Origin of the sequence: uncultured Dokdonia sp. (assembly GCF_947492535.1) — a bacterium.
In the GTDB taxonomy this organism is placed as follows: Bacteria; Bacteroidota; Bacteroidia; order Flavobacteriales; family Flavobacteriaceae; genus Dokdonia.
In genome coordinates, this window is record NZ_CANLNH010000010.1 from 103,480 (window position 1) to 119,411 (window position 15,932).

The 15,932-nt window shown below is 34.1% G+C and carries 15 protein-coding genes; 6 read left to right on the plus strand and 9 right to left on the minus strand.

Going from position 1 to position 15,932, the window contains the following annotated elements:
• Positions 1-6 precede the first annotated feature (6 nt).
• The 3 genes from Q1A60_RS14190 to Q1A60_RS14200 all read left to right on the plus strand — a co-directional run bounded on the left by Q1A60_RS14190 (position 7) and on the right by Q1A60_RS14200 (position 2,847).
• Positions 7-1,662: a S8 family serine peptidase gene (locus Q1A60_RS14190; protein ID WP_299767077.1), complete on the plus strand. Its 1,656-nt coding sequence runs from the start codon at positions 7-9 to the stop codon at positions 1,660-1,662.
• Between the two features lie 61 nt (positions 1,663-1,723).
• Positions 1,724-2,155 (plus strand): hypothetical protein, encoded by a 432-nt coding sequence (locus Q1A60_RS14195; protein WP_299767078.1) that lies wholly within the window; start codon positions 1,724-1,726, stop codon positions 2,153-2,155.
• A 17-nt stretch (positions 2,156-2,172) separates the two neighbouring features.
• A complete protein-coding gene (locus Q1A60_RS14200; RefSeq protein ID WP_299767079.1) occupies positions 2,173-2,847 on the plus strand; it encodes a DUF664 domain-containing protein in 675 nt (224 codons plus the stop codon).
• Positions 2,848-2,975: 128 nt separating this feature from the next.
• On the opposite strand, the gene Q1A60_RS14205 is transcribed toward Q1A60_RS14200, so the two are convergent.
• Positions 2,976-3,116, minus strand: a complete 141-nt coding sequence (locus Q1A60_RS14205) for a hypothetical protein (RefSeq protein WP_299767080.1) — start codon at positions 3,114-3,116, stop codon at positions 2,976-2,978.
• A gap of 285 nt (positions 3,117-3,401) precedes the next feature.
• Here Q1A60_RS14205 and Q1A60_RS14210 point away from each other — a divergent pair, with 285 nt between their 5' ends.
• Positions 3,402-3,596 carry a hypothetical protein gene (locus Q1A60_RS14210; protein WP_299767081.1) on the plus strand — a complete coding sequence of 65 codons (195 nt, stop codon included), beginning with the start codon at positions 3,402-3,404 and terminating at the stop codon, positions 3,594-3,596.
• Positions 3,597-3,724: 128 nt separating this feature from the next.
• Here Q1A60_RS14210 and Q1A60_RS14215 read toward each other — a convergent pair whose 3' ends face one another.
• The 4 genes from Q1A60_RS14215 to surE all read right to left on the minus strand — a co-directional run bounded on the left by Q1A60_RS14215 (position 3,725) and on the right by surE (position 6,656).
• Entirely contained in the window at positions 3,725-4,198 is a 474-nt protein-coding gene (locus Q1A60_RS14215; protein WP_299767082.1) for a C40 family peptidase, read from the minus strand.
• A gap of 171 nt (positions 4,199-4,369) precedes the next feature.
• The gene (gene lpxB, locus Q1A60_RS14220; RefSeq protein WP_299767083.1) at positions 4,370-5,485 is read right to left on the minus strand and encodes a lipid-A-disaccharide synthase; all 1,116 of its coding nucleotides are present in this window, start codon (positions 5,483-5,485) and stop codon (positions 4,370-4,372) included.
• 1 nt (position 5,486) lies between these two features.
• On the minus strand, positions 5,487-5,765 hold the full coding sequence (locus tag Q1A60_RS14225) for a hypothetical protein (RefSeq protein ID WP_299767084.1): 279 nt from the start codon (positions 5,763-5,765) through the stop codon (positions 5,487-5,489).
• 117 nt (positions 5,766-5,882) lie between these two features.
• On the minus strand, positions 5,883-6,656 hold the full coding sequence (gene surE / locus Q1A60_RS14230; RefSeq protein WP_299767085.1) for a 5'/3'-nucleotidase SurE: 774 nt from the start codon (positions 6,654-6,656) through the stop codon (positions 5,883-5,885).
• A gap of 151 nt (positions 6,657-6,807) precedes the next feature.
• Here surE and Q1A60_RS14235 point away from each other — a divergent pair, with 151 nt between their 5' ends.
• Entirely contained in the window at positions 6,808-8,949 is a 2,142-nt protein-coding gene (locus Q1A60_RS14235) for a carboxy terminal-processing peptidase (RefSeq protein ID WP_299767086.1), read from the plus strand.
• Between the two features lie 3 nt (positions 8,950-8,952).
• Positions 8,953-10,053 carry an ABC transporter permease gene (locus tag Q1A60_RS14240; RefSeq protein ID WP_299767087.1) on the plus strand — a complete coding sequence of 367 codons (1,101 nt, stop codon included), beginning with the start codon at positions 8,953-8,955 and terminating at the stop codon, positions 10,051-10,053.
• A gap of 398 nt (positions 10,054-10,451) precedes the next feature.
• On the opposite strand, the gene Q1A60_RS14245 is transcribed toward Q1A60_RS14240, so the two are convergent.
• From Q1A60_RS14245 to Q1A60_RS14260, 4 genes are all read right to left on the minus strand, one after another.
• Positions 10,452-10,634 (minus strand): hypothetical protein, encoded by a 183-nt coding sequence (locus Q1A60_RS14245; protein WP_299767088.1) that lies wholly within the window; start codon positions 10,632-10,634, stop codon positions 10,452-10,454.
• A 583-nt stretch (positions 10,635-11,217) separates the two neighbouring features.
• A complete protein-coding gene (locus tag Q1A60_RS14250) occupies positions 11,218-11,439 on the minus strand; it encodes a hypothetical protein (protein WP_299767089.1) in 222 nt (73 codons plus the stop codon).
• A gap of 116 nt (positions 11,440-11,555) precedes the next feature.
• Entirely contained in the window at positions 11,556-13,175 is a 1,620-nt protein-coding gene (locus tag Q1A60_RS14255) for a vitamin K epoxide reductase family protein (protein ID WP_299767090.1), read from the minus strand.
• Between the two features lie 48 nt (positions 13,176-13,223).
• A complete protein-coding gene (locus Q1A60_RS14260) occupies positions 13,224-15,911 on the minus strand; it encodes a CHAT domain-containing tetratricopeptide repeat protein (RefSeq protein WP_299767091.1) in 2,688 nt (895 codons plus the stop codon).
• Positions 15,912-15,932: the final 21 nt, after the last annotated feature.

Sequence of the window (15,932 nt, forward strand, 5' to 3'; positions counted from 1 at the left end):
ATTTTAATGAGAATACTTATAATTTTTTCATTTCTTTTGTTTACTATTTCTATTCAAGCACAACAGAAAAAAACTGTTGTAAGTTGGGATAAAAATATAAAAGGAGATTCTCTTACAGAAGCTCAAGAAAAAAATTGGCAGCATTTAGATATAGAGAAAGATACAATTCCTGGGATAAGTTTGGATAGGGTTTACAAAGAGCTTCTTAGAAAAAAGAAAGGGAAAGATATTATTGTAGCTGTTTTAGATACTAAGGTTGATATTTTTCATGAAGATCTACAACAACAGGTATATGTAAATGTTAATGAGATCCCTAACAATAAGGTAGATGACGATGGTAATGGCTACATAGATGATATACATGGATGGAATTTCTTGGGAAGTGAAAACGGTAAAGATATTTTATATCAAAAAAATGAAATAACTCGATTTATTGAAAAATATAAACCTATAGTATCAGATACGCTTAATCCACTTTCTAAAGATTCGACTTTTATAGAAGAATACAAGCAATTAGAAAAAGAATATGATGTTCTTTTAGAAAAAACTACAGAAGATATTGAGTATGCATATAAAATTATTGGTATAGATACCGCTGTAAAAAGAGCACTTGCTCCTTATTTTGAATCTTCTAGCTATACACTTGAAGATTTAGATGCGTTAAAAAATAAATTTCCTGATGATAAAGATTTGCATTCTAATATTTTAAAAAGATCTAATTTTATTAAATATAATATTACAGAAGAATATTTATATAATACGTTAGATGGAGCTTTGAACAATAAAAAATTAGTTAACCCTTTATTTAACGAAAGAGTTATTATTAACGATTCTTTAATTAATTTTACTAATAGAAACTATGGTAATCCTATTGTGTATGGAAAAGTTCCTTTTGAACATTCAATTGCTGTAAGTGGCATTATGGCAGCAAATAGGTCTAATGGAATTGGTATTCTAGGGGTTTCAGATCATATAAAAATAATGCCTGTAGTGATGGTGGCATCTGGTGACGAACATGATAAGGATGTTGCGACGGCGATACGTTATGCAGTAGATAATGGAGCAAGCATTATTAATATGAGCTGGGGAAAGAAAAGATCGTTATATAAAGAGAAAATATTTGAAGCGATTCGTTATGCAGAAGAACGTGATGTACTTTTGGTAACTGCAGGAGGTAATAATAATGAAGATAACGATGTGTATTCGTATTACCCTAACGACTATGATAATGGAAATGAATTTGCTTCTAATTTTATTGTTGTAGGAGCCTCTAGCTATGACGTTGAAAAACTAAAAGCATCTTTTTCTAATTATGGAACATCTCAAGTAGATATTTTTGCTCCAGGGGATAGGTTGTATTCTACATCTTCAGACAATGAGTTTGGGGATTATGATTGGACTAGCGGCACTTCATTAGCCTCTCCAATAGTTTCAGGAGTAGCTGCCTTAATTCGTTCTCATTACCCGTCTCTCAAGGCGTCAGAAGTAAAACAAATCCTGATGGATTCTGCTGTGAAATATGATATCCTAGTAGATGTACCTACTAAAGAAAATCCAGAGCAACAATTGCCTTTTAGTGAACTCTCAAAATCTGGAGGTATTGTAAATGCCTATAATGCAATGCTCATGGCTGAAGCGTTTGTAAAAAGAAATAAAAAATAAATATAACCTCAGAAACTAATAAGTGTTACCTCAATAATATAAAATCGTATATCTCTATACTATGGTGAAACAATTATTTTTATGGATACTAGTATTTTTTGTATACCAAACACAAGCCCAAACCTCCAGAAACTGGACTTCTTTTTATCAAACTGTTGATGTCACTACTGAAACAGAACGCGCTTTTATATTAAAAGGCTATATCAAAGTAATTACAGGCGATACGACTGCGGGTGCGGGACTATGGGCACGTGTAGACACACATAATGATGAACGTGGTTTTTTTGAAAATATGGAAGATAGACGTGTAAAAGATGCTATTTGGAAAGAATATACCATAGAAGGTACAATTAATAAGAATTCAAAAGCTTTAGTGGTTGGTGGAATTGTTGAATTTGATGGAGGTTTCTATTTCGACAAACTGAGTTTAGCTATAGAAAATGATGAAGGCAAAATGGAATCGGTTCCCTTAGGAATACAAGTTTTGACATAGAAGTGCTAAATGAAAAGATGCATAGTTGGAATGAAGGAATCTCTAAAACAAGAAACGCATCCATTAAAGAGTATACAATTACCACCTCAAATGATGCTATAGATGGAATGCATTCATTGCATATTATTGGTGAGGGTACAAAACCAGATTTTGACTTTTATAATATCAAAGAACAAAAAGGATTTACGCCTCAAGTAGGAACATTAGTGTCTATGCTTGATAATTTGAAACAACGTGCAGTAGTCCAAACACAAGATCTTACTGAATACCAATCTGATCATCTACATGATAAAGAAGCTAATAGTATAGGCGCATTGATTATGCATCTAGCTGCTGCTGAAGCCTATTATCAAGTACTTACATTTGAAAGTAGGACATTTAACGAAGAAGAAAAAAAGAAGTGGAGTATCGCACTCAATTTAGGGGAAGAAGCACGTGAACTATATAAAGACAAACCAATAGCGTATTATCTAGAAGAATTTGACAAAGTTCGCGCTCGTACCAAAGAATTATTAGCTACGGTAGATGATAATTGGTTACAAAAAGATATACTAGGAGAAGGTGTTAATAACTACTATGCGTGGTTTCATGTAATGGAACACCAAAGTAGTCACTTAGGCCAAATACTATTCCTTAAAAAACGAATCCCGTCTGAACCTCAAATTACTAATGATAAGGAAATTAGAGATTAAGTAAGGCAAGTCTGTTTTTCTTTACAATACACCTATATGCGTAGGTGTAAACTATAGATAAACATACGTGAAAAACAAGATGTAAACCCAATCTGATTTATTACGCACCACACGAAATGTTTTAAATATCACAAATTGGGTTTATTATTTGTAACAACCCAAAAGTGAGAAGTTTTTAAGGTATTTGCAAGTGAAACTTGATACATTTCTTGTTTGAGTGCATACGCTTTCGCGAAAGCGTACTTATACCATCTTCCAATAACCCGCATTTCCAATATTTTTTATCAAGCTATATGGTAAGTGTACTTTTGGAAATGGTGATCTGTATATAATAAAACGAGGTGTTTTGCGGTATGGGCTCTTTTTTTTAAGTTGATTATTTCTTCGCTAACCTGCATTCAATACTACAAAGCATCTCTTATGTTTCTTACGAATATGAAATGAGTGTACACGTATATGAATTAGATCAATTTTTACTAAAAAATAAAGAGCTAAAATAGCTAGTTTTAGTATTGATATAGAATAAATTAGGAACCTTTAAAAAATAAGAATCCATGAAAAAACAAGATCAAAATAAATTGCATTTCACAACGTTTAAAGTTGCTGCTTTAGGAAGAGAAGCTAGTATATCTATTGTTGGTGGTAACAAAGCAGTTGCAAATTCTACAAAAATGTGTGTCACGACAACAGTTATTACGGATACAACTGTTGTTACAAATACGTCAGCTATTTGTGAGAATGAGAAATAATAATTTTAGTGATATATTTTTTAAAATAAGAGCGCTTTAGAGATCTTCTAAAGCACTCTTGTAGTTTGAGTGTATACGCTTTCGCGAAAGCGTATAGTATATAAATAGTGTAGTGAGTTTGATGATCACTAGATCACCCGTCTCACCTCCACAAATGCACGTTTCCAGTACTTCTCATCTAGTGATGAGGTGAGGACTCCTTTTGAGGTAGTAGAATGTATAAAATAGATCTGTCCGCTTTTTACGGCGGTGACCAAGCCTACATGGTTAATGTTTCGGCTGTTTTTATTGGTTCTAAAAAATACCAAATCACCAGCACGAGCACTACTTTTAGAAACTGGTTTTCCTTTTTTTGCCATATCACGAGACACGCGCGGTAAGACAATGTTTTCTTTTTGAAAAGCCACATACACCAGTCCTGAACAATCCATTCCTCTGGAGGTCGTACCGCCAAATTTATATTTGGTCCCACTAAATGCTTGGGCATGTAATACGACGCGTTCCGTTTTAGGAAGGGTACGTGTTTTTGATACTGTTTTTTTTGAACTTCCGCATGAGGTTAATAAAGCAGCCGTAAAAAGGAAAAGGAATAGTTTTTTCATGTAGTATAAATGTTGTTTATGATTCGGGTAAAACAAATATAGTTTTTTAAAGAGAATAGAAAAAAGAGTATGGAATATAGACGCTAAATTGCGTGTTACAATATTTTAATCTTTCCAGGAGGAAGAAGATTGAGTGATTTGCTGAAAGCAAATAGCATCGAAATCTCCGTCTCACATCTCACGACTATGCTTTACAATCAGTTTTGCAGTTTTAGCACTGGCGCCACGACCGCCTAGTTTTTGTTCTAAGTCGTAGTAGTCTGCAAAAATCTGTCCTCGCTGATAGTCATCTAAAATCTGGTTTAAAGAAGCCTTTAGCGTTTTGGTGGTAAAGTCATTTTGAATAAGCTCTGTCACTACAGGTTTATCCATGATCAAGTTCACCAGTGAGATATAGTCTAACTTAATAATGCGTTTGGCAATTTCATAGGAAATCCGACTTCCTTTATAACAGACCACTTGAGGTACTTTAAATAAAGCTGCTTCTAGCGTAGCTGTGCCTGAAGTAACCAATGCTGCATTTGCAAAGCTCAATACATCATACGTTTTATTCATAATTAAACGTACGTTAGAATTTTTAAGAAAAGGTGCATAAAAAGAAGCGTCTTGACTCGGTGCGCCTGCAATCACAAATTGATACTTTGGATAGTCGTCTATTACGCTGAGCATCACACTAAGCATCGCATTGATTTCTTGCTTACGACTTCCAGGTAATAAGGCAATCATGGGGCGTTTATCAAGGTCATGTGCTTTGGCAAACACCTCCGGATCGGCTTGTGTACGTCCAGAAATCGCATCTATAAGAGGATGTCCTACAAAGTGTACAGGATACTGATATTTGTTGTAAAACCCTTCTACAAAAGGTAAGATCACATACATATGATCTATGGTTTCTTTAATGGTTTTGACACGACTGGCGCGTGAGGCCCACACTTGCGGACTGATATAATAATGCGTGTTATATCCTTCTGCTTTTGCCCATTTGGCAATACGTAAATTAAAGCCTGAATTGTCAATAAAAATAAGCACATCAGGATGAAATGCCGCGATGTCTTTTTTACACGAACTGATAAAGCCTAATATGGTAAAGAGATTTTTTAAAATCTCTACAAATCCCATAAATGCCCTTTCTTTATAATGAGTGACCAGCGTGCCACCTACTTCTTGCATGAGATCACCACCCCAAAAACGAATGTCTGCTTCTGGGTCTTCGTGATATAAAGCCTTCATGAGATTTGATCCGTGTAAATCTCCACTGGCTTCTCCTACAAGTATGTAATATTTCAAATTATAAAAATTTACGCGCCATCACTAAAACAGCTATAATTACAGTAATTAAAAGAACACCACGTGCTTTGTAATCTTGTTTCTTTTTTATAAAAATAAAGAAAGCAGCGAGGTTTAAAACAGCTCCTAGGGTTACAATTTTTCCAAAATACCCTTCATCCATCGATTTTTGAATGGTGACATCAACAGCATAATCTGAAAATGCAAGGATATAAAGATAGACTCCTATTGCATTTGCAATGAGTCCTATAATGGCTCCACTAATGATATCTTTCTTCATAGATAAAGGCTAGATTGATTTAGATCATTTATACAAAAGTAACAATCCTTTTTGAGGTTTGGTGGTATACGCTTTCGCGAAAGCGTAAACAGTCCATTTCACAAGGGATTATTTAATTTACAGATCCCACGTATTGAGTTCTTGAATTGCATGATGTGCGGTAAGATCAAATTGTGTAGGAACAATGCTTACATACCCCTGTGCAAGTGCCCACTCATCGGTATCTTCTCCTTTGTCTTGATTGATAAATTCTCCCGTGAGCCAATAGTAATCACGTCCATACGGATTGGTGCGTTTGTCAAAATCTTCGACCCACATGGCTTTGGCCTGACGGCATACTTTTGTGCCTTTTATTTCCTCAAGAGGTAGTTTAGGAATGTTTACATTCAATACAACTCCTTTAGGAAGTCCGCTTTCTAATACTTTTTCGGTAATTGCTTTTACAAACGGAACACAGGCATCAAAATTGGCATCTGCGCTATAATCCATCAACGAAAACCCAATAGCTGGAATGCCTTCTACACCCGCTTCTACGGCAGCACTCATCGTACCGCTATAGATCACATTTATAGACGAATTACTCCCGTGATTAATCCCGCTTACACAAATATCTGGTGTGCGATCTAAGATTTGCTGATTTGCTAATTTGACACAATCGGCAGGTGTGCCAGAACAACTATATTCTTCATGAGTTGCTTCTGGATCATAAACAAACGGATCACAATACAAGGTGTCATTTATAGTAATGGCATGTCCCATGGCGCTTTGCGGCTTATCTGGGGCAACGACAATAATGTCTCCTATGGTACGCATTACATTGATAAGTGCGCGTATGCCTTTTGCGGTAATTCCGTCATCATTTGTGATAAGAATAAGTGGTTTTTTTGCCATGTGTAGGTAAAGTTGGATTCTATGCGCGAAAATACGTAAATTGCTTCTCTTTAGTGCCCATTAAGGTTTAACAAAATATTACAACCATTTTTTAATTGTGGCACAATTTTTAATGTACATTGGTAGTTAAAAAATGCAAATACATAATTTTATGAGAAGTAATTTAAAGTTAATAGCTCTAGCGCTGCTGTTTTCGGTGGCGAGCTGTAGTTTTACTACAAAAGGAATAGATGAAGACCCTGAGAAAGATAAATTACTACTAGATTTAATATCTTATGTTATTGAACGTGGTCATTTTGATCCGAAGGATATGGATGATACATTTTCAGCATCTGTTTTTGAAGATTACATAGATGCATTAGATCCTTATAGAAGATTCTTTCACAAAAAAGACATCGAAGAGTTTGCAGCATACAAGGACAAAATAGATGATATGGTCAAAGAAAAAGACCTTACATTTTTTGATCTTACCTATACGCGTTTTGAAGAGCGCTTTAAAGAAGCAGAAGAAGCACAACGTAGTATTCTAGAAAAACCATTTGATTTTTCTAAACAAGAATCTATAGATACGGATTATGAAAAACTACCGTATGCAAAGAATAAAAAGGAAATTAAAGAACGCTGGAGACTCCAATTAAAGTTGAGTGCTTTAGGTGCTTTTTATGATCTTAAAGACACACAAGAAAAGCAACTTGCAGAAGGAGAAGAACTGGAAGAAGTTCTTACCGAAGTACAATTAGAAGAGAAGGCAAGAGAAGAAGTTTCTGATGGGACTTCAAACTTCTTTGATCTTACCAAAGAGCTAGAGCGTAAAGATTACTTTTCATACTTTTTAAATGCTATTGTAGAAGAATATGATCCTCATACAAATTATTTTGCGCCTGTACAGAAAGATAGATTTGATCAACGTATGAGTGGCCAGTTTGAAGGGATTGGGGCACGTCTTCAAAAAAGAAATGGAGCGGTACATGTGACTACTGTCATTTCTGGAGGACCCGCTTGGAGACAAGGAGAATTACAAGCAGGTGATATTATCTTAAAAGTATCACAAGAAGATGATGAGCAAGCAACTAGCATCCAGGGAATGCGTCTTGATGATGCTATTCAACTTATTAAAGGCCCAAAAGACACCAAAGTAATACTTAATGTAAAGCGTAAGATAGATGGTAGTCTTCAAGATATAGCGATTACGAGAGATGTTGTTTTATTAGAAGAGACGTATGCAAAATCTGCAGCTGTAAATAAAGATGGCCATAATTACGGAATTATTAATTTACCTAGTTTTTATTTTGATACAGATAATGCAGGTGGTCGTAATGCTGCTACAGATATCAAGGAAGAGATTATTCGCCTTAAAAAACAAGGGATGGAAGGTCTTGTAATAGATTTACGTAACAACGGAGGAGGTTCTTTAAAAGCTGTGGTAGATATGGCAGGACTTTTTATAAAAGAAGGACCTGTAGTACAAGTAAAGTCTAGTGACGATACACCCGATATTCTTAATGATGAAGATAAAGGGATCTTATGGGATGGACCACTTGTGATTCTTGTAAACGAAAATTCTGCCTCTGCTAGTGAAATCTTAGCAGCCGCAATGCAAGATTATAAAAGAGCGATTATTATAGGAGGAAAGCAAACATTTGGAAAAGGAACGGTACAGCGTTTCTTCCCACTTAATAGATGGTTACGATCTAATGATTATGGAGATATAGGAGCACTTAAAGTAACGATACAAAAGTTTTACCGTGTGAATGGTGGATCTACACAACTTGAAGGAGTAAAGAGTGATGTTGTTGTTCCAGACATCTATAGTTATATAGATATAGGAGAGCGTGATCAAGAAAATCCGTTGCCTTGGGATCGTATTAGAGCAGCTACTTATGATGTATGGGATGGGTATATTGATTATGAAAAAACGATCCAAAATAGTGTTGCTCGTATCTCAAAAAGCGAACAACTTAAACTTATAAATGACTATGCAAAATGGCTTAAAGAACGTCGCGAAGATACAGAGTGGGACCTGAGCTATGAAGGATATAAAAATAGAATCACGAGTAGTGATGAAGAGACCAAACGTTTTGATGCTATAGATGACTATACATCTAATTTGACATATAGTTCGTTGCCTTATGAATTAAAACTTTTTGAAACAGATACTGTTTTAAAAGATAAAAGAGAACGTTGGCATAAAAGTCTTGCAGGTGATGTCTATGTAGAAGAGGCACTTAATGTATTACAAGACTTAAAAATTAATAATATTAGAAAAAGTAAAATTGCTGCGATAAAAGATTAATTTATGTCGCAAACCGCAAATTCACTTACAAGCTTAGCGCTCCAAAAGTTTAAAAAAAACTTCTGGGGCGTTTTGAGTTTATTCTATATCGTGCTTTGTGGTATTATTGCATTATTTGCATATATAATTGCCCCTGATAATAGTCAGAATGCAAATCAAATGCATCTTTCTATACATTCTAGAGGTCCTGGTTTTACCGTTTCTATGCTTACAATTCCATCTGCTATTGAAGATGACTCTTTTAAGGTGTCTTCTCTCTTTTTTGGGAAACGTAATAATGATACTGAAATTCCTATCACGTCCTACACTATAGAAAATGATGAGATTGTGTATACACCATATGCAGGAGATGATATAGAAGGGATTTCTAAGCGTTTAAAGATGGAAGAGGGGGTAGATGTATACGCTTTCGCGAAAGCGCATATAGATTCACAAAAATTTATATTGGGTACAGACAAATACGGTAGAGACTTATTGAGTAGGATGTTTGTAGGAGCGCGTATTTCTTTTTCGATTGGGTTTGTTGCAGTTTTTATTTCACTTCTTATAGGTGTGCTTATGGGAGCATTGGCAGGGTATTTTGGAGGAAAAGTAGATACCGCAATTATGTGGATTATTAATGTCACTTGGTCTATTCCTACATTACTACTGGTAATTGCAATTACACTTGCTTTGGGAAAAGGATTTTGGCAGGTATTTATAGCCGTTGGACTCACGATGTGGGTTGAAGTTGCTCGTGTGGTCCGAGGACAAGTAATGGGTGTAAAACAAATGCAATATGTCACAGCAGGAAAAGCACTTGGGTATACACATGGACGTATTATTATTAGACATATACTACCTAATATTATGGCGCCTCTTATCGTGATTTCTGCAGCCAATTTTGCGGGTGCGATTCTTATTGAAAGTGGCTTAAGTTTTTTAGGAATAGGTGCACAACCTCCAATGCCTAGTTGGGGCGCAATGATTAAAGATCATTATAGTTATATTATTTTAGGAAAACCATATTTAGCTGTTATTCCTGGGCTTGCTATTATGTTACTCGTCATGGCATTTATGTTGGTTGGGAATGCCTTGAGAGATGCGCTAGATGTGAAGAGTTAAAGCATTAAATGAACTGCTCAGAGATTGTACAGTATCGTGTCATTTATAATTAATATTATTAACAACTACGGTCTATACAAATTCCGAGTTCAATTCTATCTGCAGAAATAAGACTCTGTTATTTTATTGGCTGGCAATTAACAATTTTGTTGGCAATCATCAAAACATTCTCCTAACTCAACTCTGGTTCTAGAGATAGCCGCACAGTTGTAGTAACATGCTACAACACAAGAATTACCACCAGAGGTTGCTAGTTGTTCATTCTTATTTAATGCTTTTACTCCGTTTAGATTTAAAATATTTTTTAACATAAGATTCCATTTTAAGATTAGTATATAAAACTTACAAACAACCTATGAATGTTGTCTGTAAGTTTTACTATTTATTAAGGCAATGGATTAATCAATACACATTCCATCCATACAGCATCCTCTTCCATCTGCGCTATTGGGATTACCAAAGCATGGGCATCCATCACTATCTGATGTACAAAGGAAGATATTACATCCTATGGTTCCTCCATTAATTGATTTTAACTGACCTACATTTAATGGTTTTCCTAATTTTTCTAATTTTTTCATGGTTAAAATGATTTTGAATTTTACTGATAACCTTGATCCATTAAAGACACTCAAGGTATGTGTCTATCCTTGCAAGAATATTTTTAATGTTTTTTTAGTAATTTGATAGTCAGAATGTTATTGGGGTCGGGATTTTTACCTAAAAATAATCAAAAATGTATTTAAATTATTGATAATCTGAATTTTAACATTAAAACGCTTTGAATTTTAACTTTTAAGTGTAAAAGTTGCCAGTATTAACCTAAATAGAAAAGCGAGCTATTACTAATAGCTCGCTTTGTTTAGATTATAAAAACCTAAATCATTGAATATGTTTATATAAGAGAATTACTTCGCTTATTCGCAGACACAAATTGAATCTACAGGGTTTGATGCTATTTGACAAACAAGCCCTGAATTCCCTGGACAACTTAATGGGTGTCCTGGGCCTCCAATACATGGTTGGTTTTTCCATGGATGTGCTAAACAGTGACTACCATTTCTTCCTCCTTCGATTGATTTTTGCTCAGTTTTGCTTAAAGCCTTCCCTAAATTTGAAATGTTTTTTAACATAATTGAATTTTTTTAATGAATAATGTCTTTTTTAATGACCTTCACAACAAGCGTGATTTAAAGAAGCATCTACGCAATTACAAGACATTCTAGACGTACATCTTCCCCAATGATTTAAACATTGTGCTTGTGGATTGCATCCTCCGTTTGTACCAGGCCAATTTTCTTCACCAACAGGTAAACGCCCTCCTAAAGTTTCTTTTTGCTCTGCCTTATTTAAGGTCTTTCCTAAATTTGAAATGTTTTTTAACATAATTAATTATTTTACAATTATTTTTGCTGTGAACATTTAGAGACACTCACAGATTGTGTCTATTCTTCGCGAGAGAATATTGTTCAATTAATAGCCCTCATAAAGGGCTATTAATTTTATATTGCTTCTTGAAATTGTGATGAAAAAGGAATCTGTGCTTTTAGAGAAGCTTCGTGTAACTCTTCTATAAAATATGTTAGGTCTTCACGTGCATACGCAGAAGGAAATGAATAACCATTTATTAAAATTTCTGGTGTAAAATTGATTCCATGATAAGCACTCCAATTTTGTTGATGAATTAATGTTTGATGGTATGCATCTTCTTGCTTACATGTTCCCCAAGTAGATAGCCAAGCATCAGGGTTCATTCCTCCATAAATGTCATGCATTGCTTTTAAACATGGTTCTTGTCCTTCTCGATGATATATTTCTAAAAGACGACTTGTGATTTTATAAATAGTGGTCTCTCTGTCATCTGTATTTACATTAATTCGGATTGTAATAGCGACTAGGTCGGAATACTTTTTTAGTATGTCTTCTAATATGCTATGTACAGGTTTACAATGTCCACAGAAAGGACTTGTAACTATTACAAGAGATAAAGGAGCGTTTACATTACCAAATACAATTTCTGATGCATTATCTATAGAAGTCTGTTTTTTGGGTGCTTGTGTAAGTAATGTCTCAAAGAGGGTAAAGTTTCTTTTAAACTTTGTAAAATCAATAGTAGCTTTTTTTAGTTTTTTAGATGCCAGGAATATAGGTTCGATAAACATCCAGGTTAATAATGTGAGTGTATATACAATTCCTATAATTAGGAGTGCGTTGATTTGTACGATATCGCTTATTTGGGAAATACCTATTCCTGTTTGTGTTAGTAATATACCTACAATAACAAGGCATAAAGGGCACCACGCTTTCGCGAAAGCGTATTGATAATATATAGAATAGAGGGTGATAGGTGTAGCGATAAAACTCACTATATATAAAGGCGTAATTGCATACTTACATATGGATAAGACGACAACAGAACATGAAAGTCCTATAAAATATAGCAAACTTACATCACTGAGTTTTATTCCAAATACTGTAGCTCCATCAGAACTTAATACGGTACTACAATTTTTGGAGGTATTTGTATCTGAGCAGAATGCATTTCCTATTTTGGTTTCTATACCTAACTGTTGTTTTATGATCGCAACACTTATAAAAACTCCTAGAAGTGCTACAATACCATACCCAATTGTTCCAGTAGTAAATTGAGCTTGATAGATCAGGCCTAAAAGCATGAACCCTAAACCTGCAAATAGACCTGTTCTCAAATATGTCGTTTTTTTGTTTTTTACAGATGGACGATCTGTTTCTTCTTTTTCTACAGCGACGATAATACCTGTAAAGTGTTGTAAGAACTCTTGTGTAGCGTATTCTTTTCTGTCTTTAGCACTATAATATGTAATTAAGGAATTTTCTTTTTTTACTACAATGCCAAATAACTGATCTTCTTCAATTTTCATACAGCTAAGAAATACGGTAGGAAGTTGGTCTAATATCTCTTCTGTTGCAGGAACAACTAGTGCGAGATGATCTATATTAAAATGAGTAAGGACACCCGTAATAGCATGAAGACTTGGATATGAAGGATGACTCTGAATTTGAAATGCTAATTCTTCCTTATCAAAAGCAATTTTATTTAATTTTAATAATTGCGCTACTTGGTATATAACAGAATTGTTCAAGGGCTTCTTTTTTGTGTTCCCTTTGTAGTTCCAGCGAATTGAATTTTGTTACCCTAAACTTTTTCTTTTTCTTTTTTTGAAGTATAAAATAATGATAACGAGTAGTATAAGAATTGCTGAAATGCTAAAAATAAGTGCTGTATTGTTAATGTATAAGGAGCTTTCTGCTTCCCCTATTAAAATAAAAGGAGCCCAGTAATATGGAGATTGGTTAGATAAATTACTTGAAGATATATAATCCAGTTTTGCTTTATATAAGGCATCAGATTTTGAATTTCCTTCTTTTAGATATGTATAAAAAGAAGTCATCACTTTTGAAGTAGCCTTATCATTCGTTTCCCATAAACTAGATACAACCGTATTTGCTCCTGCATAAAAGAAACCTCTCGCTAAACTCATCACACCTTCCCCAGGAGCAATATCGCCTATAGTCGTATTACAAGCACTAAGTACGATAAGTTCTGCATTGTTTTGATAGGTGTATAATTCATGAGATTCTAACGTTGTATCATAAAAAGCAATCCACGGATTTGAAGAGGCATCTGCATGTGTTGCTAAATGTATGATCTCACTTGATTGTGATTTTGTAAGAAAGTTATCTTTTGTAGCTGTAGTTTCTAGAAAAGAGCGCCCACCTATAATACTTTCTATTGCAGCAATCTCCTTTCTGCTTTTTTGCAAAGGGGTTAAATTATTGTCTGAAAAGTTGATAGGAGCAAAGCCAGTAAATTTAGTATCATGAGTTCGCTGTATGGCTTCATTTCTTTGTGAAAAAGATAATGAATATGAGTAATTTATCTTGTGTGATTTAATTAAGTATTCTGAGCTGTTTTTAGAAGTTAAAAAGGAATCAAAAGGGACATATTGCAATTCTCCATCAGGAATAATAAGCAACTCCTTTCCTTTAATAGCTGTTTTAATATGTTGAGTAGGGAATAATATATTAAATAAGGCATGTGCAGAATCTTTATAACTTTCTTGTTCTGCTTCTGTTTCAAAAGGTTTAGAAATTGTTGTACGATATTGGAAGATATGCTCTTTTAATGTATTTATATCCTGAACTTCAAATAGCTCTATTGTAGTAGCATCTATATAAATACCATATATGATTTCATCTCCACTTTCTGGCTTGCCCCATATGTATGAAATGATGGCGATATCTGGAGGTAGTGATTTTTGTACTTGATTTATGGTTGTGAGTGTATTATCTAATTTTTTCTTTTTATATAAAGGAAACGCTAGCGAAATAGAGTCTTGTAATTTCTGATAACTTGTTTTAAGATCAAAGAGTATTTCCTGTTGTTTCTTTATTTTTTCAGTGTCTTTTGTTTCAGAAATGGTATTTTCTAATGCTAGGATTTCCCTTTTGTAGATCAATTGTTTTTTTTGGAGCGCATCAGGGAGTTTTTTACTCTTCACTTTTGTGTCAATTTCTGAAGTAAGTAAAAGTGCTTTATTCTTTTCAATAAAATAAAATGCTACTTCGGGTTTGTTAAGTTTTTTACATACCCGAACCCCTTGTGCATATAATGAAGAGGCCTTTCTTCTCCAAAGTAATTGAGATCTCTCCTCTTGACTTTCTTCTTCTATAAGATCAATTAAGGTATCTGCAATCAATATATTATCTAAGGCTAGAGAAAGTTCGTTTTGATCTTTATTCTCTTCATACAGATCTTCTAAGATTTCTGCTTTCTCTTTAAAAGCTCCAAAGATTTTTATTTTTTCTGGAATTTCGCTGAGTTCATTTTGAGTGAGTACAGTTATTTTTTTATTCTCTATACCAGTACTTATGGTAAGAGACTCTTGAATGTAATCTAAGGCTTTACTTGCGTTTTTGCGATACCTATAGTATTGACTTAGATGATGTCTTGAAACTGATTGATTAAGTGCATCTGGACATTCTTTAATTGTTTTTTCTATATAATAGAGTGCACTATCCTTTTTAGCGATATTATATAGGTCTGATAGATTTCCATAAATATCACATGTATAATCATTAATACCTTCTTGATCGAGATATTTTAAATTTTTTAAGTGATAGTCTCTAGCATTTTCAAAATCTAACGTAGCTTCTTGTGTGTAAAATGTTGCATATCCTGTATATATATAATATTTGTCTTCAGGCGATATGGTTGTTTTCTCTTCAAGAGCTAGGGCCTTGTCTAGCATCTCTTTTTTCTTGAGAAGGCTCTCTGTGCTACCTTGCTGATGGTATACTACAGAAAAGTTAATATATTGCTTGACAAGATCTCTATAATTGTTTTGTTTTTCAAGAAGTGAAATCCCTTTTTTAAAATAATCAATGGCTCTATAGTAATCACCTTGAGCACTGTAATAGAGACCTAATCTAGAGTAAGATTGTGCTACTCTAGAAGGATTTATATTTTGTTCTATAATGGCTAGATATAATTCATTACTTTTTTCATAGTCATTTTGTCGGCTATAAAAAAAGCCTAAACGAAATTGTAAAGTAGCATACTGTTGCGTATTCCTTTCTGATGATGGAAACTTATCTAAAGCAAGCTTTCCATACCGAACTGCTTCTCCAATATGGGTGCCATAAATTCGTGTAGAAAAATGAGAAGCGATATCACTTAAACTTTTATAATCATTCGCATTTTCGCATACTGATAGTAAGCTGTCTACAGTAGTTTTATATGCATATCCTTGATCTTTATAAGAAGAGAGATATACATCATAATTGTTTTGGCCTTGTAGATTGCTTGTTATAAACAATCCACAAAGCCATAAAACTAG

What these genes read in the sequence shown, in the direction of transcription:
- Q1A60_RS14190 (WP_299767077.1), top strand. Translation starts at nt 7, where the DNA reads ATGAGAATACTTATAATTTTTTCATTTCTTTTGTTTACTATTTCTATT.
- Q1A60_RS14195 (WP_299767078.1), top strand. Translation starts at nt 1,724, where the DNA reads ATGGTGAAACAATTATTTTTATGGATACTAGTATTTTTTGTATACCAA.
- Q1A60_RS14200 (WP_299767079.1), top strand. Translation starts at nt 2,173, where the DNA reads ATGCATAGTTGGAATGAAGGAATCTCTAAAACAAGAAACGCATCCATT.
- Q1A60_RS14205 (WP_299767080.1), bottom strand. Translation starts at nt 3,116, where the DNA reads ATGCGGGTTATTGGAAGATGGTATAAGTACGCTTTCGCGAAAGCGTAT.
- Q1A60_RS14210 (WP_299767081.1), top strand. Translation starts at nt 3,402, where the DNA reads ATGAAAAAACAAGATCAAAATAAATTGCATTTCACAACGTTTAAAGTT.
- Q1A60_RS14215 (WP_299767082.1), bottom strand. Translation starts at nt 4,198, where the DNA reads ATGAAAAAACTATTCCTTTTCCTTTTTACGGCTGCTTTATTAACCTCA.
- Q1A60_RS14225 (WP_299767084.1), bottom strand. Translation starts at nt 5,765, where the DNA reads ATGAAGAAAGATATCATTAGTGGAGCCATTATAGGACTCATTGCAAAT.
- surE (WP_299767085.1), bottom strand. Translation starts at nt 6,656, where the DNA reads ATGGCAAAAAAACCACTTATTCTTATCACAAATGATGACGGAATTACC.
- Q1A60_RS14235 (WP_299767086.1), top strand. Translation starts at nt 6,808, where the DNA reads ATGAGAAGTAATTTAAAGTTAATAGCTCTAGCGCTGCTGTTTTCGGTG.
- Q1A60_RS14240 (WP_299767087.1), top strand. Translation starts at nt 8,953, where the DNA reads ATGTCGCAAACCGCAAATTCACTTACAAGCTTAGCGCTCCAAAAGTTT.
- Q1A60_RS14245 (WP_299767088.1), bottom strand. Translation starts at nt 10,634, where the DNA reads ATGAAAAAATTAGAAAAATTAGGAAAACCATTAAATGTAGGTCAGTTA.
- Q1A60_RS14250 (WP_299767089.1), bottom strand. Translation starts at nt 11,439, where the DNA reads ATGTTAAAAAACATTTCAAATTTAGGAAAGACCTTAAATAAGGCAGAG.